At 42.5% G+C, this 24,742-nt stretch carries 17 protein-coding genes; 5 read left to right on the top strand and 12 right to left on the bottom strand.

Annotation, left to right across the window (positions count from 1 at the left end):
* Positions 1–12 precede the first annotated feature (12 nt).
* Positions 13–882 carry a sensor domain-containing diguanylate cyclase gene (locus SLU01_RS03665; protein WP_170232571.1) on the bottom strand — a complete coding sequence of 290 codons (870 nt, stop codon included), beginning with the start codon at positions 880–882 and terminating at the stop codon, positions 13–15.
* Between the two features lie 323 nt (positions 883–1,205).
* Here SLU01_RS03665 and SLU01_RS03660 point away from each other — a divergent pair, with 323 nt between their 5' ends.
* Positions 1,206–1,826 (top strand): hypothetical protein, encoded by a 621-nt coding sequence (locus tag SLU01_RS03660; protein ID WP_147055463.1) that lies wholly within the window; start codon positions 1,206–1,208, stop codon positions 1,824–1,826.
* A gap of 119 nt (positions 1,827–1,945) precedes the next feature.
* Here SLU01_RS03660 and SLU01_RS03655 read toward each other — a convergent pair whose 3' ends face one another.
* The 4 genes from SLU01_RS03655 to SLU01_RS03640 are packed head-to-tail and all read right to left on the bottom strand — an operon-like array spanning position 1,946 to position 5,853.
* Entirely contained in the window at positions 1,946–2,977 is a 1,032-nt protein-coding gene (locus tag SLU01_RS03655) for an ABC transporter ATP-binding protein (RefSeq protein ID WP_147055462.1), read from the bottom strand.
* Complete coding sequence (locus SLU01_RS03650; RefSeq protein WP_147055460.1) at positions 2,922–3,974, bottom strand: ABC transporter ATP-binding protein; 1,053 nt, start codon at positions 3,972–3,974, stop codon at positions 2,922–2,924. Before SLU01_RS03650 ends, SLU01_RS03655 begins: the two co-directional genes overlap by 56 nt.
* Before the next feature lie 27 nt (positions 3,975–4,001).
* Positions 4,002–4,943: an ABC transporter permease gene (locus SLU01_RS03645; RefSeq protein ID WP_147055457.1), complete on the bottom strand. Its 942-nt coding sequence runs from the start codon at positions 4,941–4,943 to the stop codon at positions 4,002–4,004.
* Positions 4,944–4,959: 16 nt separating this feature from the next.
* Positions 4,960–5,853: an ABC transporter permease gene (locus SLU01_RS03640; protein ID WP_147055455.1), complete on the bottom strand. Its 894-nt coding sequence runs from the start codon at positions 5,851–5,853 to the stop codon at positions 4,960–4,962.
* A gap of 351 nt (positions 5,854–6,204) precedes the next feature.
* On the opposite strand from SLU01_RS03640, the gene SLU01_RS03635 reads away from it, so the two are divergent.
* A complete protein-coding gene (locus SLU01_RS03635; protein WP_147055453.1) occupies positions 6,205–7,836 on the top strand; it encodes a glutathione ABC transporter substrate-binding protein in 1,632 nt (543 codons plus the stop codon).
* Positions 7,837–7,919: 83 nt separating this feature from the next.
* Here SLU01_RS03635 and SLU01_RS03630 read toward each other — a convergent pair whose 3' ends face one another.
* Both SLU01_RS03630 and SLU01_RS03625 read right to left on the bottom strand, forming a co-directional pair.
* A complete protein-coding gene (locus tag SLU01_RS03630; protein WP_246110857.1) occupies positions 7,920–10,661 on the bottom strand; it encodes a M14 family metallopeptidase in 2,742 nt (913 codons plus the stop codon).
* A 138-nt stretch (positions 10,662–10,799) separates the two neighbouring features.
* Positions 10,800–11,555: a DUF6904 family protein gene (locus SLU01_RS03625; protein ID WP_147055449.1), complete on the bottom strand. Its 756-nt coding sequence runs from the start codon at positions 11,553–11,555 to the stop codon at positions 10,800–10,802.
* A gap of 334 nt (positions 11,556–11,889) precedes the next feature.
* On the opposite strand from SLU01_RS03625, the gene SLU01_RS03620 reads away from it, so the two are divergent.
* Positions 11,890–13,059 carry an EAL and HDOD domain-containing protein gene (locus SLU01_RS03620; protein ID WP_147055447.1) on the top strand — a complete coding sequence of 390 codons (1,170 nt, stop codon included), beginning with the start codon at positions 11,890–11,892 and terminating at the stop codon, positions 13,057–13,059.
* Positions 13,060–13,169: 110 nt separating this feature from the next.
* Positions 13,170–14,558 (top strand): DUF6612 family protein, encoded by a 1,389-nt coding sequence (locus SLU01_RS03615; protein WP_147055445.1) that lies wholly within the window; start codon positions 13,170–13,172, stop codon positions 14,556–14,558.
* A 518-nt stretch (positions 14,559–15,076) separates the two neighbouring features.
* Here SLU01_RS03615 and SLU01_RS03610 read toward each other — a convergent pair.
* Positions 15,077–18,034 (bottom strand): S-layer homology domain-containing protein, encoded by a 2,958-nt coding sequence (locus SLU01_RS03610; protein WP_147055443.1) that lies wholly within the window; start codon positions 18,032–18,034, stop codon positions 15,077–15,079.
* A 221-nt stretch (positions 18,035–18,255) separates the two neighbouring features.
* Between SLU01_RS03610 and SLU01_RS03605 the strand changes: the two genes are divergently transcribed.
* Positions 18,256–18,804, top strand: coding sequence for a DoxX family protein (locus SLU01_RS03605; protein WP_147055441.1), 549 nt, complete (start codon positions 18,256–18,258; stop codon positions 18,802–18,804).
* Between the two features lie 119 nt (positions 18,805–18,923).
* Here SLU01_RS03605 and SLU01_RS03600 read toward each other — a convergent pair whose 3' ends face one another.
* The 4 genes from SLU01_RS03600 to aspA form a co-directional block, all read right to left on the bottom strand.
* The gene (locus tag SLU01_RS03600; RefSeq protein WP_246110862.1) at positions 18,924–20,366 is read right to left on the bottom strand and encodes a sensor histidine kinase; all 1,443 of its coding nucleotides are present in this window, start codon (positions 20,364–20,366) and stop codon (positions 18,924–18,926) included.
* An 83-nt stretch (positions 20,367–20,449) separates the two neighbouring features.
* Positions 20,450–21,097 carry a response regulator gene (locus SLU01_RS03595; RefSeq protein WP_147055532.1) on the bottom strand — a complete coding sequence of 216 codons (648 nt, stop codon included), beginning with the start codon at positions 21,095–21,097 and terminating at the stop codon, positions 20,450–20,452.
* 103 nt (positions 21,098–21,200) lie between these two features.
* Positions 21,201–22,928, bottom strand: coding sequence for a methyl-accepting chemotaxis protein (locus SLU01_RS03590; RefSeq protein ID WP_170232570.1), 1,728 nt, complete (start codon positions 22,926–22,928; stop codon positions 21,201–21,203).
* 323 nt (positions 22,929–23,251) lie between these two features.
* Positions 23,252–24,688: an aspartate ammonia-lyase gene (aspA, locus tag SLU01_RS03585; RefSeq protein ID WP_147055435.1), complete on the bottom strand. Its 1,437-nt coding sequence runs from the start codon at positions 24,686–24,688 to the stop codon at positions 23,252–23,254.
* Between the last annotated feature and the right edge of the window lie 54 nt (positions 24,689–24,742).

Here is a 24,742-nt window from a genome sequence, read left to right as displayed (position 1 = left end):
AAATTCGACATCCTACTTCAAATTTCCTTTATTCATCATCACAACTAAAGAACTTTCCCTAGAATATTCATAAGCGTTTCCGGCTTTCGTTTTCGCTTCATACATGGCTTCATCTGCAAGTTCCATCAATCGACGAGCATTCACACTATCATCAGGGTAAATACTCACACCAATACTGATGTTTACCTCGATATAATGTCCTTCCAATTCAAATCCTTTCTCAATCTGAGCGAAAATACTTCCGATAACAGAATCAAGTTTAGCAGAATCTTCAAGAAGGATAATGAATTCATCGCCGCTCATATGGAAAAGGCGCTCGTCTAAAGACGGCAGCTTTGAAACCCGTTTCCCAATCTCGATTAATAGCAAATCCCCGATTGTATGTCCATAACTGTCATTCACCACTTTGAATTGATTGATATCCATGAAAAGCACCGCAAACTTCGTACCGTCTTGTTCCGCTCTGCAAATTAGCTCATCCATTGAAGTGAGCAATTTCCTACGGTTCGGCAAGTTCGTCAATTCATGCCTAAAAGCAAGCTGTTTCCACTTTTCAGCATTTTTTTGATCCGTTTTATCGACATGCAAAGTCATCACTTGGTGGACATTCCCGTTGTTATAAACAGGAATGAACGTCGATTCCAGCCACTTCAACTCACCATATTTTGTAACAAGACAGCTCTCCCCGTTCCATTGCTTCCCTTGCCAAAGTTCATCCCAAACCTTTTGCCACTCAGCTTTCTCTCCATTCACGTAATCCAGGTAATCACCCATTTTCAAATCATCAATGGTATAGTGAAACTTTTCAAGAAATAACTCGTTCACTTCCATGATTTTTGCTTCACTCGTCAGTTGGATAATCATAAAATTTTGATTCAGCATATATTTAATAGCCCTAATAGTACTTTTATCATATATTAATTTTATAGACATTTGACTCACCTCTGTAATTGACTTATACACTATTATAGGCGTAAGTTCTTACAAATCACTTAAACTTTTATGTATTAAACACCAATAGGCAAGTGTAAGCATGTTATTTCTCGTTCATTCATCCGTTACAGGACCATAACTAAATTTATTTTCGAAATCCACTAAGACTAGTTCTTTGCTCCGAGTGCACAGTATGCTGCGAATCACCTGTTTTTAATTCCTACAAAAAGGTCTCCATTTGTATGGTAGATTAAATAAAAGGAGATGAAGAAATGAAGAGATTGAGTGGAGTTTTGATAGTAGCGCTTTTGGCATCGTTCACCATGGTTGCCTGTTCGTCGAAGGATAGCGATAGCGATGATGTAGCTGAAATAAAAACAGTTGGAACTGACGATGTCACGGAGACTGAAGAAGTTACAGCTGAAGAAAATGTCGAGGTTACGATTACTGCTGATTTGCTTATTGGCGCAAACGTTGATGATATCATTACGAAGGCGAAAGAGGATGGCATTGATGATGTAACGAAGAATAATGACGGGTCCATCACGTACAAGATGTCTGAAGCGAAGCATGCGGAAATGTTGGAAGACATGAAAAACGATGTGGCTGAGCTTGTTGATCAAGTGCTTAATCGGGAGAGTTATAGGGACGTTAAGAATATTGAGTATAACGATAATTTGTCGGAGTTTACTTTAACTGTGAATCAGGAAGGCTTTGCTTTATACGGCCAGGAGTCGCTTGTCCCCCGTCTTGGCATTCAAGGAATACTGTACCAGATTTACAATCGTACCGACATTGATGAGCTTGAAGTAAAAGTGAACAAAGTGGACGAAGAAACGGGAGAGGTTTTTGGTACTACGGTATACCCTGAAGGGTTCGGGGTAGCGGAGTGAGTTAGGAATAAGCGCAACGTTTTATGGCTCATTCGATAAAACCGGAGTTTGACAGGACTTAAAAACCACCTATCCGAGAAGGTCTTCCCTTCTCAAATAGGTGGTCATTATTTTGTTCATTAAAAGACAGCTTCTTCAAATCCTTCCGCTTGCAGTGTGCCGTTCTCGATTTCTTCGACGAAATGACAGGCAGCTTCGTGACCGTTGATCATAGAGGCGTGTGTTGACAATTCAGGAACGTCTACCTTGCATTTCTCCTGTGCAAACGGGCAACGTGTGTGGAAACGGCAGCCGGTTGGCGGATCAATTGGCGAGGGCACGTCCCCTGTCAATACGATATGCTTCTTCTCCCGTGTCGGATCCGGAACCGGAATCGCGGATAATAGCGCCTTCGTGTATGGGTGCTTCGGATTTTCGAAAATCGAATATTTGTCGCCAATCTCGACGATTTTCCCTAAATACATGACGATGACGCGGTCAGAAATATGCCGGACAACACCTAAATCATGTGAAATGAACAAATACGTCAACTTAAAGTCTTTCTGCAGTTCTTGCAGCAAGTTCAACACTTGGGCTTGTATGGAGACGTCAAGTGCCGAAACGGCCTCGTCACAAATAATAAGTTTTGGATTGACCGAAAGCGCGCGTGCTATGCCGATCCGTTGCCGCTGCCCGCCGGAAAACTCATGTGGATACCGGTCCGCCTGATATTCATTCAAACCGACCGTTTCAAGCAACTCAATGATCCGCTTCCTCCGCTCTTTCGCCGGCAATACTTTCTGGATCGTCATAGCTTCATCCAGCACATCCGCCACAGTTTGCCGCGGGTTGATAGATGCGTAAGGGTCTTGGAAAATGATTTGTAAATCCTTCCGCAACTTCCTCATTTCCCGTTTAGATAATGAAGTGAGCTCATGCCCATTAAACGTTACCGTCCCCTCCGTCGGTTCTTCCAATCGAAGGATTGCGCGTCCCGTCGTTGACTTTCCACAGCCGGATTCACCGACGATGCTGACCGTCTCCCCCTCGTAAATCGTAAAGCTAATATCATCGACCGCTTTTACATGATTGACAGTTCGCCCCATCATCCCGCCTTTAATCGGAAAGTATTGTTTCAGTCCGTCGACTTTCAGCAATTCTTTTTTCGCCATAGACGATCACCTCCGCTTCGCCTTCCCATTTTTCGGAATAAATCCAACAGCGTATATCATTACCTTCCGTATCTTTCATCAATTCCGGCATTTCCCGCCTGCATAGATCGGTTGCGGCCGGGCATCTTGGCGCAAATCTGCAACCCAAAGGCATTTCTTTCGGATTCGGTACATTCCCTTGAATCGACTCCAGTTTCTCGAGCTCGACATCATGTCTTGGTAATGAATTCATCAAGCCGATCGTATACGGATGCTTCGGTTGTTGGAACAATGTCACGACATCCGAATACTCCACCACTTGACCAGCGTACATAACAGCAACAGAATCACAAGTTTCCGCAACAACGCCTAAATCGTGTGTAATCATAATAACCGACATCCCGAGTCGCTTTTGCAGATCGCGGATGAGCCTGAGAATTTGCGCTTGAATTGTGACATCCAGCGCAGTCGTCGGCTCGTCCGCAATGAGAATTTCCGGATTGCAAGCCAATGCCATTGCAATCATAACTCGCTGGCGCATTCCGCCGGACAGTTCATAAGGGTACTGTTTTACCCGTTTATCCGGAGAAGGGATTCCGACGAGCTTCAACAATTCAACGGATTTGACAAGCGCTTCTTTCTTCGACAGATTTTGGTGTTTCATGATTGACTCGCTAATCTGCTGGCCGACTGTGAAAACCGGGTTCAGAGAAGTCATCGGCTCTTGAAATATCATCGAAATAGCATTCCCACGGATGTCACGCATCTTCTTATCCGAATAGGTGAGAAGATCCTCCCCTTTAAATTGAACTTTTCCGCCGACTATTTTCCCGTTATTCGCTAGAAGCTTTAAAATCGATAACGCCGTAATGCTTTTGCCCGATCCCGATTCGCCAACTATACCAAGCGTCTTTCCTTTTCGCAGCACGAAACTGACGCCATCAACCGCTTTCACTTCAGCATCATCTGTATAAAACGTTGTGCGAAGATCCTCCACTTCCAATAAAACACTATTCATCCTGGACACCCCTCTTTCCAACATGTATCAATTCAAATCGATTCGCTTGTTTAATAGACGGTAGGAAATATCGACGAGCAAATTCACAAAGACGAACAGGAATGAAATAATCAGGACAGTTCCTTGGACGATCGGGAAATCTCTCGTCCGGATGGCGTCAATCGTAAGCCTTCCCATTCCGTTAATGGCGAAAATTGTTTCCGTAAGAACCGCTCCGCCAAGAAAGCCACCAAATTCAAGTCCCACAACCGTAATAACCGGAATAAGTGCATTTTTCAGCGCATGTCGGTAGATAACTACCCGTTCGCCCATTCCTTTCGCTCTTGCTGTTCGGATATAGTCCTGTCCGATGACTTCGAGCATCGATGACCGTGTCATACGCGCAATAATCGCCGCTCCACCTGTTCCTAGCGTGATAACAGGTAATAATAGTTGCCTCCAGTCGTCCCCCCACCCGGATGCCCTCATTTTCATGAATTCCGGCATCCATTCCGGTCCGATTGCAAACCACTGAATGAGCATAAGCCCGAACCAGAAATTCGGCATGGAAAGACCGAAAAGGGCGACAAGCATAATTGAAACGTCGGACCATGTATAATGACGGACCGCCGAAATAATACCCGCTATCAAACCGAGGAAGACTGCGAGAATCGTTGCATAAAATGAAAGCTCCACAGTTGTCCAAAATCGGGCTTTTATTTCATCAGCGACAGGTCGGCCGCTTCTAATCGAGTTTCCAAGATCGCCTTGAACAACATTTTTCATATAACTGAGGTATTGTACAGGTGCCGGTTTATTCAGCCCTAGTTTCTCTTCGATTTGTGCAATGGTCTGTGGAGACGCCCCTTCTCCTGCAATCATTTGGGCAGGATTCCCTGGTATTAAGTACATCATTGAGAAAACAAGTATGGATACGCCTAACAAGACCGGAATCGTCTGGAGCAGGCGCCTTACTATGAATTTTGTCATTTCACTGCCTCCTCCATCATTTATTCATCTTCGGATCAAGCGCATCCCGGAGCCCATCCCCAAAAATATTAAAAGCCAGTACAACAAGAACAATCATGATTCCTGGGAATAAAACAAGATGCGGTGCCTGTTGCATATAAGCCCGTCCTTCATTGAGCATGGCTCCCCATTCCGGTGTGGGCGGTTTCGCACCCAGCCCTAGAAAAGCGAGTCCACTTGCTGTCAAAACGGCTGTTGCAATCCGCAATGTCAATTGGACGATGATCGGAGAAAGGACATTCGGCAAAATATGTTTGAAAATAATCCTGGCGTCTGACGCACCAAGCGCTTTCACTGCGTCGATATATTCAAGCTTCCTCACCGTTAATGTCGACCCACGTACAATTCGGGCAAATGCCGGAACCGAGAAAACACCGACCGCTATAATAACGTTTTGCAAGCTTCCACCGAGAACAGAAACGATGGCAAGCGCAAGCAGGATTCCAGGAAATGCAAGAAGAATATCCATGGCGCGCATGATGAACGTATCCAGTGGACCTCCATAATAGCCAGAAAAAATGCCTAGAATGACACCAACCGTGCCACCGAGGGCTACGGACAGGAAGCCGACTTTCATTGTGATTCCCATGCCGTGGATGATCCGTGTAAAGATATCACGCCCATAATTATCCGTTCCAAACCAATGTTCCCCGGAAGGCGGCGCCAGTTTATTAGATATTTGTGTCGCATTCGGGTCGCCTGTTGTGAAGAACGGTCCGAATATTCCCGTCAAAACAAATAATAATATGAGGACTCCGCCAACGACTGCCGCTTTATTTTTGCGAAGCCTGCGCCAAAAAGTTTTGTACGCTTCAACTCTTGGACTGGACCGCTTTTGTCCAATTCCCACTACTGGTGTATGTTGGACCATTTTGAACACTCTCCCCCAAAGTTTGATACTGGTAAATTAGTATATTGACAGTAGCATATCATGAAAAAACTATTTGAGGAACGTTTTTTGTCATTATTTTCATTTAATTTTAAATAGTATAATTTTAAAATGATATATCCATTGAACAAGGCGCATTGGATATATGTTCCAACCATTCCATATGCAAGTTAATTTGAAATCAGATAATTTATTTTAAAATTCACTTTAACAAATTATTCCGAATTCATATTGTCCGCCTGTGTTTTTTATGCTATATTGCATCTGACTGTTGCAATATTCTAGCAATCTGTTGGAATTGCAATATGTTAAAAACATACGGGGGGAACAAATATGAAGAGAAATGGCAATCTTAAATGGCTGTTCGTACTTGCGCTGGCCTTGTCAATGATTCTTGCTGCATGTTCAGGAGGCGGTGGATCATCTTCATCTTCATCTAATGGAGATGAAGGATCAGGCAATGACATTGATGAAGACAAAGGGGAAGGAATTGATGGCGGAGACTTGGTGCTTGCGGTCTTATCGGATGCCTCTTCATTGGATCCGGCCGGTTCCAATGATGTACCGTCATCCGTAGTACAAGCGAATATCTATGAAACTCTTGTGAACCGCGATGATGACAATAATATTGTCGAAGGTCTAGCCGAAAAATGGGAGGCCATCGATGATACAACTTATGAATTCACACTTCGTCAAGGCGTCACATTCCATGATGGCGAGCCTTTCACAGCAGATGCCGTAAAAGCAAACCTTGAACGTATCCTTGATCCTGATGTAGCTTCACCACGCTATTTCCTATTTGAAATGGTTACAGACGTAATCGTAAAAGACGACCATACAATACAAATCAAAACTGAATATCCATTCGCTCCTTTGCTTGCTCACCTATCACATAACGGAGGCGGAATGGTCAGCCCGAAATCCATTGAAGCTGACTATGATGCAATGGCCAGTGGTAAGGATGCAGGTTCCGTCATTTCGACAAACCCTGTAGGAACAGGCTATTTCAAATTCGACAATTGGACACCAGGTGATGAAATCAAGCTCGTCCGTAATGATGATTATTGGGGATCCAAAGTACATGTCGACTCTGTAACTTTCAAGGTCATCCCAGAAAGTGCAGTCCGTAATGCAGACTTGGAAACAGGATATGTCCATGTCGCGGATCCTATTCAACCGAATGAAGTTGCGGACATCAACTCAAAAGACTTTGCGAAGGTCAACCAAAAAGCATCGTCCAGTCTTGCGTATCTTGGCTTCAATACAGAAAAAGAACCATTCAACGATCCAAAGGTCCGTAAAGCAATTTCTATGATGATAAACAAAGAAGATATTAGTGAAGGGGTATACGATGGCTTTGGCGTACTTGCAAAAGGACCTCTTGCACCTGGAATCTTCGGATTCAATGATGACGCAAAACCGCTTGAATACAATTTGGAAGAAGCGAAGAAACTTCTAGCCGAAGCTGGGTTGGAAGACGGCTTCAAAACGACTATTTGGACAAATGACAACCCACAACGTCAACAAATTGCGGTTCTCGTTCAAGAAGAATTGAAAAAAGTGAATATCGAAGTGGATATCGAAGTAATGGAATTCGGCGCTTACCTGGAAAAGACCGCAAATGGCGAGCATGATATGTTCATCCTTGGTTGGTCCAACCCGACAGGTGATGCGGACTATGGAATGTACGCGTTGTTCCACTCTTCACAAAAGGGTGATCCAGGAAACCGTTCATTCTATGAAAATGCAGAAGTCGACAAACTTCTTGAACAAGGCCGTCGCGAATCCGATCCGGATGAGCGTATCAAAATCTATAACCAAGTCCAAGAGCTCCTAATTGAAGACGCTCCAATGGCTTACTTGATCCATACTGAATACCTGACAGGCGTCAGCAATAAAATCAAAGGCTTCTCAATCGGTACAGATGGTATCTACAAATTAAAAGACGTACAATTCGTGGAGTAATAACAACAAAAAAAGAATGCTGCCCCAATGGCGGCATTCTTTTTTTTGTCTTGAGTATCTGCCCCTATATTTTTGGGTATTTTTTATTGTTCTGGAGCAGTTGTTTCTTCCGCCGCTGTGAAAATGCTGTTTGCAAGCAGGCGATAAGAATGTTTCGTATGCGCCCTGAATGCCAGGTCATTTGCAAAAAGTATCACTGACGTGTCTTCCATTTGCTGTGTGAATGCGAGAATTTTTCCTTTCGCGTCTTCATGTCCTGGCCACCAGCCAGCGACAAAGAAGTCGTCAGTCCCCTTTACCGTCGCCAACACTTCCGCTCCTTCTGGAACGGCAGTAATCCAGGAACCTCTCGTTGTATAGAAAAGCTCTTCTGGACGATAGCCAGCCATCAATGGGTGGTCTGTGTTAACCATCGTTTTAACCAGTCCTTCATGACCGCCTTTTGTCGTCTTGTACTCAAATCCTTCAAGCAATCCCGATTCGTGGACAGCCTTTAAAACACTGTTTCCAATTCCAACGTATGTCTTGCCAGTCAGTTCCTGAGGCAATGCAGAGTCGGAAACAACGATGTCGGCCTGTTCCTCGTCTGTCAATGTAAAGCCTAATTCCTTCAATGAGAATGTCAATTGTCCCGATCCACTGCCTGCCACTTTCGGTTCAACGATCCATTTCGTATCGACCGGTCGATACGTAGGCAATGCAGTAGCTTCGAATACATATTTGTCTACAAGCGGTGCGATATCTTCCGTCCTTACAACAAAATCTCCTATTTCGAAGCCATGCTTATCTTCTTGAACGATTCCAACGTGTTTTTCTTCCTTTAGAAGTTCATTCACCAATTTAATCGTGTCGTTGTTTACATTTTTCAATACTTGCATTGCTTTACCTTCATCAACTTCACTCGTTGGGACTGCCACTTCCGTCACTTCCGCCGTGATTCCTTCCAGTACGTCTTCTTCCTTCATGCGCACATCAACGATATTGAATCCTCTTAGTGCCGGGAAGTTGGCAACGACCGGATCATACATCGCTTCCCAATCGGAAACATCATCCCCCGCGTATAGCATCGCGTTCGCCAAGCCTCTTTTTGCTTGTTTCATCGGAACGACAAACGTCCCTTCCGGATAAGTCGTCGGTCCAATCTTGACGACATCTGTCGTTTGTTCAACTTTTACACCATTACGTATCAAATAGTCGACCATATTGTAAACTTCCGATACGTTTTTCTGATTGAAAGAGTCGATCGGAATCACATAGTAATCCGGGAAGAAGTTTTCATGCTCTCCACGCACCCTACCAATGGACTCCCCTGCTGCATTAGTCAGAAGCGGATCCACAAGTCGATTGTCTTCCCCATTGAGACCGCGGTTGAAAATTTCAAGCTGCCGCGTGAATAAGTCATCTTTATTTTCAAATACATAATTAATCATCCCTAAACCTGCGCCCACCATTGCATCATATGCGTTTTGACTAAGCGTCGGAACTTCCACAGTATGCCCAAGCGTCCCGTGAAGCATGGAGAAAATCGGTGTGTAAGAAGGCCCCATGTCATCCCAACCATCCTTATACCCTTCGGATGCTAGGAAATAGGAAGTTAACTCAGAATTCCCGATTCCCGCCTGTCCCATCGCATGCGCTTGCGGGATCATCCCTTCCATGAGCAAATCATATTCGAAGTTCGGGTTATGCGGTGGTGTTGCAGGCTCAATTAAGAACCCTTTCACATATCCATGCCCCTCCATCATCGCAAGAGGTGTCCACTTGGCAATCACTTGATTCAACTGAATCGTTTCAATTTGCGTCTGGTACGCATTATCACGATTTAAATCAAAACCGTTCACGTTTGCTCGCGTATTATGGACACGGCCATCTGGGTTGTGCGAGAAGTTGAAAATGAAAATAATATGGTCTAGTACTTCGTCAACGTTTAGTACCACTTCTGTGTCATTTCCATTATCATCAGTCGTTGTGAATGAAACCTCTGATTCTAACGCAAATTGTTTCAATAAACCAGTTTGGAAATCAATTCCTTCAGCTTCATCTGGATGAATGTTATTGAACCAGATTGGAATTTGGTAATCGCCCAGCGTTCCATCTTTCAGCTTTGCCAGTAATTCTTCAGGTGTTTCTAGCGCAGCAGGCAATGTGTTTTCCAAATAGTTAGTCACTGCGTCTTCATCCTTCGCAAGAACAACAAGGTGCATGTCCTTTCCTTCGACGCTCTTTCCTGGACTTTCATAATGTAAATACCGTTCATTCAAGGAGCCGGCTTCTTCGAAGATTTGATCAATCGATGGTTTGATTTCATCCCATTCAAGGAATTCATCATACACATTCAGCTGAACGGTCGTCGCTGCTTTTGCTTCATTGTCCCCATCAATTAAAGCAAGCTCATAGTCCCCAAGCAATTCCTTGTAAATAACCCGGATAGACCTAGGCGATAAATCTTCCGTACCGAATGGCAAGCCAAACTCCAACTCGGCAGCAATCTTCGTCGTTCCATCGACATAATAAGGCTCTTTTGTTACGAGAATGAACGGGTTCCCGGAATACGATTTGGAATCTGCATCCCACTGTTTCCATTCATCTAGCGTCTTCCCACCAAATTGGAGTTCCAAATTCTCCAAATCTACCTTTCGACCAAAATCAGCCTCAATCGTCACATCCCGAATTTCGGTTAACGACAATACCGAACGACTGACATCCAGCTCCGTCGTTACAGCAACTTCGACAGCCTCAACCGACTGGGCCGCCTGCGCAGAATACGGCAACGCAAGCGAAAACGCCATAAACAATGCTAAAAACCCAACCAAAAATCGTTTCAACCTCTCATCTCCCTCTACCATTTTTTGTATTGCAGATTAGTAGTCTACAATACTCCGACTATACCAAATTAACAGTTAAATAGACAGCGTTTTACTTCGGAATCTGAAATAAAAAAAGGACCGCATTATGCAGTCCGATTACCATTCGATCTCCTCTATATTATTCTCTACAATGATGACTTCTTTCCATTCAATGCCTTGCTGTATTGAGGCTATTTCTACTTTGCGTTTAATCCTCATATAACTATCGCCTTTATCGGCAATCCGTTTTGCAGCTATGCTTATATTTGCAAGACGCTTTTCGCTGTTCATCCGTAAAAACTTGTTAGTAAGATAATCGATATATTGCGTGACATAGTTTTGATAATATCCGATGAATGTAGGTGTCAGGTAGCTTTTGATCAAGCGAAACTTATCCCAACCAATCGTTTTCTCAAGGCATTCACCGATCAGTGATTGGAATTGGCGCACATTTGCATGTATCGGGTCCCAGTAGTGGGCCTTATGCTTTGCCGCCAGTTCGACGTAATCATTTAATACGAAGCCAACGAACAATAACTCCGGCCAAAGTACTTTCATTTGAAAATTAACGTTACTCTCGGATACTTCTGAAAGGGTAATAGAAGATATTGTTTCTCGGTCTATACCGTTCGGGACAAAGACCATTTCCCCTTGGCCAACCATCGCATCCTCTAAATCTGAGCATAGTCTTAAGACCCGATGCCGTAATTGATCGTAACCGGCATATTCCCCTTCTTCCCCAATGATTGTAAGCAATGAAGCATGAAGCATACTCAAATCATGGACATCACCAGAAAGATAGACGCCTGCATAATTTGGTGTGTTTTCTAAGCAAATCATAAAAATCTCCTGCCAATCTAAGATGATAGTCATACTATACTCCTATAGTATAGTCCAATACAACTAATTTATTTTACGTAAAATAAGCGCCCATTTAATCATTCGATCAATAGTACAATGCCAGTTACCTGGTTTATCCTCATTACTACCTATAAACAAAGTACTCCAATTTTCATTACTTACTAGTGGTGTATTCCGTTTAATCGAATATATTAATACATCTATCTATGTAATTAGTATTATGTTATTATGAACTATAGTTATTATGAACTGTTTACATTATTAGTATATAAGATCTTGATTAACACCAGAAAACTTGTCGATAACCACAGGCCAGGGCCCTTAAAGTACTTAATGAGGTGAAGTAATGGAAATCTTCGTTGGGAAACAACCCATTTTAGATATGAACGGCAATTTGTTTTCATTTGAATTACTTTATAGAAATAGTGCTAAGAATACTTTTCCAGACATTAACCCTGAACTTGCAACGATTGGAGTTATTGTCAATACGTATCTCGCACCAGGTTTCGAACAAATTACGGCAACTAAAACATTCGTCAACTTTTCATCTTCCCTTCTTTCGACTGACATCTTTGACTCCCTAATACCGGAAGATATTGTTATCGAAATTTTAGAGGATATTGAAATAACGCCAGCCCTATTATCGAAACTGAAAAAGTTAAAAGAAGCGGGATTTCAATTGGCGCTAGATGACTTTGTTTTGAATAAACATCACATAGAGTATCATCAGCTATTTCAATTAATCGATTATATTAAAGTGGACTTTATCGCAACGACACTGTCGCAACGAACGGAAATAGAAGAACTCAAACTCAAATTTCCCCATATAACGCTGCTGGCGGAAAAAGTTGAAACGGAAGAAGAGTTCGAAGAGGCAAAAGCATTGGGATATGGTTTATTCCAAGGTTATTTCTTTGCGAAGCCTGAAGTATTGAAAAGTGAAAAATTACCGTCAGAAACCTTGCTCTATTTTGAGGTTATTAAACTATTGAATAAAGAAGAACCAAACATTGATGAAATAGCAACAGTGATCATGCGGGACATTTCACTAACCTATAAACTCTTAAAGTATTTGAATTCCTATATCATCAACCCAGCAAACACAGTTGTTTCCATTAAACAAGCTATCGTATTAATGGGTTTACAGGAATTTAAAAGGTGGATGCAGTACTTGATGATTTACCAATTAGGGGCTGATAACGAGAATGGTTGGCATAAGGCGCTTGTTCATTATTCTCTGGAAAGAGCAAAAATGTGTGAAATGCTCGCCGCTAAAAGCGGGAAAACCAATACAGATGCGTATTATGTGCTTGGACTTTTTTCTCTTATAGACCGTCTGCTAAAACGAGAACCAACTGATGTATTTCCTTTATTGCCAACTTCTATGGAGATCATACACACATTACTTGGTCGGAAGACTGAAATGATACCCTATCTTCAACTCGCCAAAGCATACGAGCGCCAAGATCTTGTAGCGGCAACCGAACTTGCCGAACAGCTAGGCATTCAATGGTGACATGCAATCTAAATAATGTTTTCATATTTTATGAAACTTTTTCCACCCCCCTGCGTATATGTAGTATGTCCAAGCTTTTTTGGGCTAACTATTTATAGGGGGTTTTGTTGTTGAGAAAACTTGCAACGTGGGTCTTGGCGTTTGTGTTTGTACTTTCATTCGCTTGGCCAAGTATGACGGCATCTGCTCAAGATGGGGCTATGAAACTTGTCGTTGATGGAGTAGAGGTAGAAGGTTATGAGAACGCATTCATGTCACAAGATAAGATTCTAATCCCAGTGGATGACCTTTTCAAAGAGGCTGGTTTCAAAGTAACAAAAGAAGCACCTGGAAAATTGAATGTGACAAATACTTACTTAACGCTTGACTTCAGCATTGCTGATCAGCAAATTACTGTAAATGGCGAGGCAACTAATGAAGTATTCCCGCTTACGTTGAGAAATTACGGGAATTATATTTCAAGCGATTTCCTTAATTCATTGGAAGGATTTGAAGTAACGGTTTCCGAGGATACTGTAAACGTTACGACAAATCGTGTACAAGACGTCGATGCGTTCCTTGAAAAAATGCTTGCTGCAGACTTGAAGAGCTATGCAGCGAAAATGACATTGGATCAATCAATGGAAGCTGACTCTGAGGAATTTTCCATGAACATGTTAATGGATATGGACATGAGCATGACAACTGAACCGATCAGCATGCATATGAAACAATCATTATCCATGACCATGGGTGAGGAAAAAGAAGAAGTTGAAACTGAGTCTTATTTCACAAAAGACGGGTTCTTCATGACCGAAGGTGATGAGTGGACAAAGTTCCCTGCCCAACTGACAGACGGATTGTTGGAAGCAACGATGGCTCAAGCTGACCCGTTGGCACAAATGGAAATGATGAAAGCATTCATGAAAGGCATTCATGTTTTTGAATACGACGATGTCTACATTGTTGTTCAAACGATGACGAATGATGAATTCAAAGAAATGATGGAAGAAGCAATGTCTTTGATAACAGGTCTAATTCCTGGATTGAATGACGACAGTGTGTCTGACGTTGAAGCGACTCTTGTAGAAGAAACTACTTCTGAAGAGGAAGCCACTACAGAGGAAGATGCTACAGCTGTTGAAGAAGAAGCAGTAACCGAAGAAACGGTTGAAGCTTATCTTGAAGAAGGTGCAGAGGACATCGATCTAGGGTCAATCCTTGAAATGTTGAACATCAACATCGATGAGTTCTACTCAGTGACAGTCCTTGACAAGGCGACATTATTCCCACAATCAGTCTCTGGCACAACAGTAATCACAATGTCGATGGATGGCGAGACAGTTACAATTACACAACTGATCGAAGGCATCTACAGCCAATTCAATGCTGTGAAGACAATTGAAGTTCCTGCTGATGTCATTGAAAATGCGGTTGTTATGGAATATGACGAAGTCGAAGCTGTAGACGTTGAGGAAGAAACAACAGATGAAGCTGAAACCGAAGAGGAAGCAGCTTAATATGTTTGAAAAGCCGTATGCAGAATAACCTGCATACGGCTTTTTTGTCTGGTGACATGCCCCTAGCAGCGAAAGTATCGGCCTTTACCGCATGGACATTAAAAGTTGTTTAATTGACCGTGGGAGCCTAACTTTACCGCGAACGGGACATTAAAAGCTGTTTAATTGACCGGAGGAACCTAATTTTACCGCGGCTGGGACATTAAGAGCTGTTTAATTGACCAGAGGAACCTAATTTTATCGCGAACGGGACTTTAAGAGCCCTTTAATTGACCAGAGGAACCTAATTTTATCGTGAACGGGACTTTAAGAGCCCTTTTTTAATAGACCGTGGGAACCTAATTTTACCGCGGCTGGGACATTAAGAGTCGCTTATTCGACCAATCATACTTATTTTGTCGATCCATTGGGCAATTAAAGAAAAAAGCTGTTCAGAAAATCAGTTTGCACTGACTTTCCGGGCAGCTCCTTCTCTGTATTGAATATGGACTTATTGTATCAGCAGATCCTTTGAAAAATTAGTTTACATAGATATACCGCTTAAAGAGTGCCTTATTCCCTTGTCTGTCTTGAACAGGGGAAGAACGATCCTCGATAAGTCCAACTCTTAACTGGTTCTTTATGCTATTCAAATTGACATTAACCGTATTAGCTGTATTCCGATCAGTAGATGGGGAATTATATACGTTTTCGACAATGACGTCACCATTATCGTAGATATCGTTCCCATTGATATCAAAATAAATGATATCGCCTTTATTAGGAACAGCTTTTGCAAACGAAGCTTTAATAATCGCAGCGTATTCATTTGCCGCGGAGTTTGGTTTATACACAAACGCAATGGAATTCGAATGTAACGAATATCCATTAAATGTGATGTCCAAATCATATTTATCCAAAGACACAATCTCATGGCTGAAGCCTAGCAGGAGTGTGGAGCTATCCTGTCCAACGGATGCATAATTTAGTTCCGGCTGATATCCGCTGACAAATGTTACATTGCCCGAACCTGGTGCTGCAAGTATGTTTCCTGCATTGTCTCGGATATTGTTCACGGTGAATAAAGCATTTTTGGTCTCTGTAATACCGGTAGATGGTACATGGACTGTCACTACTACAGTTGTTGCCCGATCAGCAGTCCCCTGAGTGATGTCTGCTGTGACATATGAACCATTCGGCAATGGCTTTCCATCCCACGTATAATTAGTAAGTTCCTGAACGGAAGCCAAGTTCACTCCACTATCAGCATCGCTAACTGTGTATGTTGCTGCTTGTTCCCCTAGATAAGAGCCATTCGGTAATGTGCCATTTGTAACGAGACCTACAACAGGACGGGTACCGTCAAATGATGTTACATTTTCCACGACAAATGTTTGATTTGTGATTGCGTTCGGATTAGGAATGCCTGCTTTGTCTACAACTGTATTCGCCGGTAAACGTAATTGATATGTCCCATTTGGCAAAGGATGGCTAATCGTAAGTGTATTATTTGCAATTACAGCATTTCGGGAATTGTTATAATTTAAGTAAATTGGTGTTGCCACACCCGTCCGTTGATCGATGAGCAAGACTTCATTATATCTTCCAATTGCAATATCCTCCGTGAAATTCGCAACAATTTTACCATCTTTATATTCAATTGTTGTAAATGAAGGCGCAGTCGTATCCCGGCTGATTGTAACATTTGTTGAATAAAGTGCAGCGCTATTGCCAACTGTATCTTTTACGTCGGCATCAATAAATAGGACTGCATTGTACGAATCTCTATAACCGACTCCCGTCCCTTCCAAGACAACTGTTTTTCCTTCTTTCCCGGCAGTTGCCTTCAAATTGATAACCGTTCCATTCGACTGGACAAGGCGTGCTTTCCCTGTGAAGGACGCAATATTCATTTCTTTATCATACGTCACTTCTACCCTGTTTTCGCCTATGACACTTACATCTTTGACAGTTGGTATTGCTGTATCAGCAGTAATTGTAATGGAAGCTTCCACTGGATTTGGCGATGCTAAATTATTCTTATAGTCCTTTACATTCAGCAACTTAACCTTGGCAGTTGTTCCTGCCGCAACTTGCTTTCCTCCAGTAACAGTTAACCGATTCGGGTTGGATGGATCATTTGCGACCGTTGCCGCCACGTCATTCACATATGCAATGGCACCAGCCGCACTGACAGGCTCATCAAACAGAATAGAAAATGAGTTCGTCGAAGTTTTGGCAGCTGCGGAACCAGAAACGTATTTCGGTGCGACATCATCTTTAGCTTTCAAAATCACTGTATGTTCCTCAATTTTCCCACTTGACACTGCTTGTATCGCATCTGTCGATTTAAACGCATACTCCCCGTCAAAAATCCAATTTGCTGTAATCGTCAACGTTTTACCGTCTTCCGAGAGGCTTCCTGTCAAATCACCAGGATTTACAGTTGCCCCCGTCACCATCGTAAAGCTGATGTTACGCACTTTATTCGATGAATCAAGCACGGATGACTTGGATACCGGAGTGGCGAATTTCACCTCTACTTGTTTCGCGTTAACTGTTGTCACATCAGTAATAAAGCGGTCTTCCGCAGCGTAGTCAAATGTGATGACAATTGTTTTTTCCGCTGTCGCCTCTCCTTTAGTGACCGTGACGACATAGTTGTCTGCCGTTTTCCCAAGTTCCACTTTTGCTGTGACGCTCTTTTCGGTAATCAATGAAGTGGCATACTTTTGTACTGCTGCAAGTTTATTTTCATCTGTTGCCAAAGGACCGCGAGAAACAGTGACTGCACCCGCTTTTAATTGTCCAATAGCCGCATCCACTGCCACTTGATCTTCATCCACCTTAGGAATGGCAAATGCTTCGCTTCTGAATACAAATGAAGCCATTTGGCCACGTGTCACAAATGCGTTTGGTGAAAAAGTGGTAGGGGTCGTGCCTGTTGTGATTTCGTGCGCATAAAGTGTTCTAACGAATTCCATATGCCATTGTTTATCATTAATATCTTTAAATGGCAGCTGAAGGGAGTTTACATCTTCCAATTCAAATCCAAGAGTAATGATTTTCGCCATTTGTGCTCTAGTCAAGCTGTCACCAGGTTTAAATGTGTTATCCTCATAACCTGAAATGATCCCCGCTTCTACAAGAGCGGCAATATAGCTATAGTAAGGGCTTGTCTTGCTCACATCTTTGAATCCAGGATCGCTGACATTCTTCACATCCAAATCCAGTACTAGCGCTAAAAGCTTCGCCGCGTCTTGGCGAGTAATGTTCTGGCCTGGCTTGAACGTGCCATTCGAATACCCACTGATCATGCCTGCTGCTGAATATTTCATTACCGCTTCGTAGAAATGATGACTCGGAATATCTTTTACATCTGTAAACGTTGGTGCGTCCGCTTTCGCTAATCCCGGCGCCACCGCCATCACTCCCGTAGCCGCAACCGTAGTTGCCAATGCAGCTGTGAACATTTTAGTACGTCTGTTTTTCTTCATCCTAATGCCTCCAATTTATTTTGAATGTAAATATGTATTCGAGTCTAACTCTAGCAATCTAATTACCTACTAACAGTATAGTTTAAGCAAAAAATTCATGCAACACGGTACACAACTCTATATTCCAGAGATAATAATGGTCCCACAATAATGACATTATTATGAACATTATAGATAAATAGTCACAGGTAATGTATAATTAATCAAAAGGAGGTGTTTTTATGAAAAAAGACAGTACTATAGTCATCCCGGAAAACCCAGTATCACGGTTTTTATTTAGCGACTCCCGTTCTGGACTTATTTGGTTAGTCATTCGTTTGTATGTCGGATTCGCTTGGTTGGAAGCCGGTTGGGGTAAAGTAAGAAGCGATGCATGGACCGGAGAAAATGCCGGAGCAGCAATTCAAGGTTTCGTCAATGGGGCATTAGCTAAATCCCAGGAAGGCGGAGATGTAACTGGTTGGTATGCTTCTTTCATGGAAAGTACTGTGTTGCCGAACGCAAAAGTTTTCGGTTTCCTTGTTGCCTACGGAGAATTGTTAGTCGGGCTTGGTTTGATTGTAGGATTATTAACAGGGATTGCAGCTTTCTTTGGAGCATTCATGAACGTCAGCTTTCTGTTCGCTGGAACGTTAAGTACAAACCCATTGCTTTTCATCCTTGGCACTTGGCTAGTGCTCGCATGGAAAGTCGCGGGCTGGTACGGACTAGACCGCTGGGTGCTGCCAAAGCTCGGAACACCTTGGAACAAGAAAAAACTCCAAGAGTAGAAGCGATGGACTAATTATAGGGTTTCTATCATTGCTATTTACGCTGAAGGAAGCCAGCCTCTTTCGTAGGCTGGCTTCCTTTCGATAAAACACATGCGCTACCCAAACAACACCTTCACCTATTTCGGAATTGCAATCCTTACTGTTGTTCCCACATTCTCCTCAGAAATCACCTCAAAAGAGCCACCGCATGCTTCAGCACGTTCTTTCATGCTAAACAAACCGATTCCTTTTCGTTCCGCACCACCCTGTTTTAAATAGTCTTCGATAGAAAATCCGATACCGTCATCTTGGATGATAAGTCGGATTTCATCGGGGGTGTTTGCTAACGTGATTTCAATAGATTTCGAGTTTGCATATTTTGCGCAATTCATGAGAGCCTCTTGGCAAATCCGGTACAGTGCAGTTTCAACTTCTGGGTCCATCCGATTCTTATCGCCTGACGTGTGTAGATTGATTTGTAAATTATGTACTTTTTCGAGTCGGTCTGTGTAAATTTTCAACGCAGGAAGGAATCCGAAATCATCAAGTGAGCTCGGTCGTAAAGAATGAGCTATATCCTTCACTTCTTTCATTGCCTCTGTGGTCATTATTCTTGCTTTTTGTAAACTTGGTGGTTTTTCGTCCCCTGGAATTTCGTGTTCCGCCATATTCAATTTCATTAAAATCGTATAGAGCGATTGGCCAATACCATCATGCAGCTCACGTGACACTCGTTTTCTTTCTTCCTCGTGTGCTTGCAATACGAGTTTTGACATGTTCTCTTCAGCTTCAAAAAGCATATGTTCTGCCTCCCTCCATTTGGTCTCCGCTTCTTCTTTATCGGATAAGATATGTTGGATTTTCGGATAGAACAACGAACGAAATAAATACATATACCCTATGAATTTATAAATATGACCAACTAGATTCTCGAAATCATACACTTTATCGTAAAATATAAAGTACAATTCACCAATTATAATGATGAAAATAGCCATGCACAGTTGGAGAATCTCCAATTCTCGGGAATTCCTGTACTTAATGAGTGAAGCTATGAACGCAACGAGCATGAAGAAACAGATGATGTATTCTAAACTTATCTTTGTGGCCGTAATTCCAAGTTCATTGTCAAGCAACAGCGGTAGCCAATCTTGCCTGAAAAATAGGATTGCACTCGCGATACTAACCGAAAGAACAGTGAACAGCAGTGCATGCAACCGCCGCCAAATAACTACTAAGGAAGGTAAAGCGACCGCAATAGCTATCCCAATGCTTTCTGTCAATCTTGAAAAGATCCAAAGCCAAGTCACCTGGTTTCCGGTAAACTCATCTGTGTAAAAAGGCATCCCTATGTAAAGAAGCACGTGAAGTAAATCGAATAAACCGACTGCTAAAAAAACTAGACCGATGAAGAAATTCACATCTCGGGAGCCCCTTGACGCTGAAGTCATCATAGCTAGAATAAAAATGGATATTGACACAAAAACACTAAATAACTCCAACAGTATATGAATGATTAACAATTGTGTCCCTGAAATGGTGATATTGTCACCTGTAAAAAACGAACGGAAGGCGCCCATAAGCAAAACCGCTATCATGCACATATAGAGATAGCGCAGTTCATACTTGCGCAGACTGGTTGGACTTTCTACTGTCATTTCACTCATGAGAAATCCAGAAACCCGTTTTTCGCTGCGTATTCCACTAACGCCGGTCGGGTTTTCAAATTTAATTTTTCCATGATCTTGGAACGATGTGTTTCAATTGTTTTAATAGAGACATACAATTGCTCGGCGGCTTCGCGGTTCGTATATCCTTTCGCGAGGTAGGATAGCACCTCTTGTTCACGACCCGATAGCTTCATTAAATGGTCTTCATGTGTTCCGCTCGATTTTCGGATATAATCTTCCAAGAGAAGTTTTGTCGCATTCGGATACAAATAAGCATCCCCAACGCTAACCGTCCGGATTGCTTCGAGCAAGTCGTTTTCATGATGACTTTTCAATAAATAACTCGATGCACCCGCCTGCAATGTACGGAAAATGTATTCTTTATCCTCATGCATAGTCAAGACAATGATCTTGATTTTGTCACTTGTCTCGATGATTTGCTTTATAGCCACCATGCCACTTTTCTTCGGCAGATTCAAATCCATAACAACAATATCGGGAACCAAATCCAATGCTTTTTGGACAGCGTCCTCCCCATCTTCTGCTTCCCCTATAACTTTCATGTCCGGCTGGCTATCAATCATCATTTTGATGCCAGCCCTGACTATCGCATGATCATCTACTATCAGGATAGAAATCATGATTCTAGCTCCCTTGTACAGTTTTAATAGTTCGATCATATCATAAAATTTCACCTTTTCAGGTTGAAACTTTGACAATTACTGTACAAGTCTGACTTTCATACTAACTCAATTTAAATTTACCGATGATTTCCTGTAAATCAGACGCCATGTTTGCCAATGTCTCGGAAGCAGAGGTAATTTCCTCTACAGTTGCACTTTGCTGCTCTGCCGCTGCCGCAACTGAAGTACTATTGTCAGCTGTTTTAATCGCGATTTCCTCTGCATGCCCAACAGTATGAAGAAGGTCCTCTCCTCCTGCATTAATTTCCTGGATGGACGCATTGATATTTTGGATTTGAATAGCTACGTTTTCAATATCAGAGTGAATGATGGAGATCGATTGACTTGCCGATTCAACTAAATTCCGACCTTCGATAATTTCCGTTTCTTCTTCTTTCGCGGCTGCAATCGTTTGTTCCACTTTTACCTGAATCTCATTCACCAATTCACTTACTTGGCTCGTCGCATACTTCGATTGCTCGGATAGCTTACGTACTTCATCGGCAACGACAGCAAACCCTTTGCCGTGTTCACCAGCTCGTGCCGCTTCGATTGCTGCATTTAAAGCTAGCAAATTTGTCTGGTTAGAAACGTTGTCAATCAACGAAATAATTCTCCCAATTTCTTGGGAAGTATCACCGAGGGACATAATCACTTTTGACATATCATCACTAGATGACTGGATCACATGCATCTGGTCTTTCGTCCTGCCCAATATTTCAAAACCAACTTGTGTATTCTTCTCTGTTCCGATGGCGAATTCTGAAAGGACCTCAACACTATCCGTAATCATTTCAATCTCTTTATTGATTGTTTGGACCGTATCTTTTGCATGCCTTGTCCCTTCCAATGTGTCAGCTGTCTCCTCAGAAATAACAGAAATTGAAGCTGCTACTTCCTGACTCGCACTGCTTGACTCTTCCGCACTTGCACTCAATTCTTCCGACGTTGCGGCCACTTCCGCTGCGTTCACTTGGATACCCGTCACCATTTCTCTTAAACTCCTAAGCATACCGTTAAATCCAAGAGCTAAATCACCTAATTCATCGTTTCGATTAATCTGCAATTCATCCGATGACAAATCTCCCTTTGCCAGCTCCAGCATATGATCACGCAATGTAACTACTGGCTTAATCATTCTAGATATAACAACGAACATGATTGCTAAACCAATAATTGCTGTCAAAGTGACTGTAAGGAATAAAGAAGAAAGCAATTCATTGGCAGATTCATTGAAATCCTTGTAGAACGCGCTCCCGGATAAAATCCATCCCCACTCTTCAAACATTGTAGAATATGCAATTTTTTCCGAACCGTCATGAATATATTCAGAAAAACCGCCACCAGCTTCCGCTTGCTCAATAAAATTTTCCACATAGCGGACTCCGTTCGGGTCTTCCAAATCAATGGCGTCTTCTCCTTCAATCGTCGGGTGGGCAATAACTTTTCCGTCGGTGGATACAATTGTAAAATATCCATCGGCTCCAAAATGGTAAACCGATTGCGGATCCCTCTTCCCATCCCCCACTAATGGCCCGATCAACTCGATCTTAGCCATCTGCTGTGCCTCTTCCTCCGTCATCATCCCTTTATCCACTTCATCTTGCAGTAACACAAGGGTGGATACTGCGATCTCGACTTTATCCTTTATTTCATTCCTACCTAAATCAGCAAGTGAATCACTTGCCGTAAAGTAGGAGTAAATGCCGATGAATATACTCGGCAAGAGAACTAAAACTGCTGTCAACATGACCAATTTTGTTCGAATCGATCGTAATTTCAATTTCATAATCATTCCTCCATGATGAGAATACTGTTTTACTTTTCGGCGCGCACTATGTAATGGAATATCAAGCCTTCAAACTGTTGAAAGCAGTATCAGCCTGCCATATAGGAATTTGCACTTCATCAAATTATGGACCTTCTTTCCTAGGTGGACTATAAGGAAAAACCCTATCAATTTTGGAGAAATGCCGTAAGAGGTTTGGTGCATGGTGCATGACACCATAAAAATCAATTGGAAAGCAAGTCGGATAAAAAGTGATGGCGGGGTTTAGCTTTTCTCGCCTTAAAAAGAAAAAAGCCAATCGAATGTGATTGGCTTTCCGTCTATTAAGATATTGTCTGAGTAGCTTTGCTTTCTTCTTTTTCTACTTTCTTCAATTCCGTCATTTGATACGGATTCAATAATGTATCAAGTTCATCATTGGTCAGTACTTTGTAATGAAGGCATAAATCTTTAATCGGTTCGCCGGTCTCGAATGATTCGCGGGCGATTTTCGATGACATTTCGTAGCCGATGTATGGGCTGAGTGCCGTCAATGTACCGATGCTTTTTTCGACATACTCACGCATTTGTTCCGTATTCGCTGTGATGCCGCTAATGCAGTATTCACGGAATACTTGAATGCCGTTTTTCATGATTGTTAATGACTGCAATAAATTATAAACAAGTACCGGTTCCATGACGTTCAATTCAAATTGGCCCGCTTCCGAAGCAAGACTGATAGTATGGTCGTTACCGATAACTTGGAATGCGATTTGATTCATCACTTCCGCCATGACCGGATTCACTTTCCCGGGCATGATTGATGAACCGGGCTGTCTTAATGGAAGATTAATTTCACTTAGACCCGCTCTAGGACCAGACGCCATAAGCCGTAGATCATTAGCCATTTTAGACAGATTGATCATGGAAATTTTCAAGGTTGAAGACAATTCGGTATATGCATCAGTATTTTGTGTCGAATCGATTAAATTGCCAGCGGTTTTTAATGGCAATTCACTGAACGTGCGAAGCTGCTCCGCAACGTTTTCGATGTATTCGGCATTCGCATTCAGGCCTGTTCCGATTGCCGTCGCACCCATATTGACTTCAGAAAGATGTATTTTTGTCCGAGCGACCCGTTCGATGTCGCGTTGAATGACACTCCGGTAAGCACCGAATTCTTGTCCCAATCTGATTGGAACAGCGTCTTGCAAGTGGGTTCTTCCCATTTTGATGACACTATCGAATTCCTGCTCCTTCGCCTTCAATTCATTGACAAACTGCTCCATCGTTTCCAATAGTTCGTTAACGAGTTGAAGTGTAGCAATCTTGATGGCTGTCGGGAAGGCATCATTTGTCGATTGGGACATATTTACGTGGTTATTCGGACTAATTTTAGAATAATCGCCTTTTGCATGTCCCAAAATCTCAAGCGCACGGTTCGCAATGACTTCATTCGCATTCATGTTGAATGAAGTTCCCGCTCCCCCTTGAATCGGATCGACGATGAAATGATCGTTCAATTTTCCTGAGATGACTTCGTCTGAAGCCTCAACGATTGCCATACCTACTTCTTTCGGCAGATCATTGACGAGGTAATTCGAAATAGCCGCAGCCTTTTTCACAATTCCAATCGCGCGAATCAATCCCGGATGCATGCGTTCTTTCGTGATTGGAAAGTTTTCAGTTGCTCGCATCGTTTGAATGCCATAATACACATGATCAGGAACTTCTTTTTCCCCTAAGAAATCTTTCTCGATTCTTCCAGATAATACGTTCATTGTCCTATTCCTTTCTGCTCTATATTACTAATCAGGCTTAAATTCGGTAACGCA

Source organism: Sporosarcina luteola, assembly GCF_007991495.1.
In the GTDB taxonomy this organism is placed as follows: domain Bacteria; phylum Bacillota; class Bacilli; order Bacillales_A; family Planococcaceae; genus Sporosarcina; species Sporosarcina luteola.
This window is presented reverse-complemented; position numbering and strand designations above follow the sequence as displayed.

What these genes read in the sequence shown, in the direction of transcription:
- SLU01_RS03665 (WP_170232571.1), bottom strand. Translation starts at nt 882, where the DNA reads ATGCTGAATCAAAATTTTATGATTATCCAACTGACGAGTGAAGCAAAA.
- SLU01_RS03660 (WP_147055463.1), top strand. Translation starts at nt 1,206, where the DNA reads ATGAAGAGATTGAGTGGAGTTTTGATAGTAGCGCTTTTGGCATCGTTC.
- SLU01_RS03655 (WP_147055462.1), bottom strand. Translation starts at nt 2,977, where the DNA reads ATGGCGAAAAAAGAATTGCTGAAAGTCGACGGACTGAAACAATACTTT.
- SLU01_RS03650 (WP_147055460.1), bottom strand. Translation starts at nt 3,974, where the DNA reads ATGAATAGTGTTTTATTGGAAGTGGAGGATCTTCGCACAACGTTTTAT.
- SLU01_RS03645 (WP_147055457.1), bottom strand. Translation starts at nt 4,943, where the DNA reads ATGACAAAATTCATAGTAAGGCGCCTGCTCCAGACGATTCCGGTCTTG.
- SLU01_RS03640 (WP_147055455.1), bottom strand. Translation starts at nt 5,853, where the DNA reads ATGGTCCAACATACACCAGTAGTGGGAATTGGACAAAAGCGGTCCAGT.
- SLU01_RS03635 (WP_147055453.1), top strand. Translation starts at nt 6,205, where the DNA reads ATGAAGAGAAATGGCAATCTTAAATGGCTGTTCGTACTTGCGCTGGCC.
- SLU01_RS03625 (WP_147055449.1), bottom strand. Translation starts at nt 11,555, where the DNA reads ATGACTATCATCTTAGATTGGCAGGAGATTTTTATGATTTGCTTAGAA.
- SLU01_RS03620 (WP_147055447.1), top strand. Translation starts at nt 11,890, where the DNA reads ATGGAAATCTTCGTTGGGAAACAACCCATTTTAGATATGAACGGCAAT.
- SLU01_RS03610 (WP_147055443.1), bottom strand. Translation starts at nt 18,034, where the DNA reads ATGAAGAAAAACAGACGTACTAAAATGTTCACAGCTGCATTGGCAACT.
- SLU01_RS03605 (WP_147055441.1), top strand. Translation starts at nt 18,256, where the DNA reads ATGAAAAAAGACAGTACTATAGTCATCCCGGAAAACCCAGTATCACGG.
- SLU01_RS03600 (WP_246110862.1), bottom strand. Translation starts at nt 20,366, where the DNA reads ATGGGCGCCTTCCGTTCGTTTTTTACAGGTGACAATATCACCATTTCA.
- SLU01_RS03595 (WP_147055532.1), bottom strand. Translation starts at nt 21,097, where the DNA reads ATGATTTCTATCCTGATAGTAGATGATCATGCGATAGTCAGGGCTGGC.
- SLU01_RS03590 (WP_170232570.1), bottom strand. Translation starts at nt 22,928, where the DNA reads ATGAAATTGAAATTACGATCGATTCGAACAAAATTGGTCATGTTGACA.
- aspA (WP_147055435.1), bottom strand. Translation starts at nt 24,688, where the DNA reads ATGAACGTATTATCTGGAAGAATCGAGAAAGATTTCTTAGGGGAAAAA.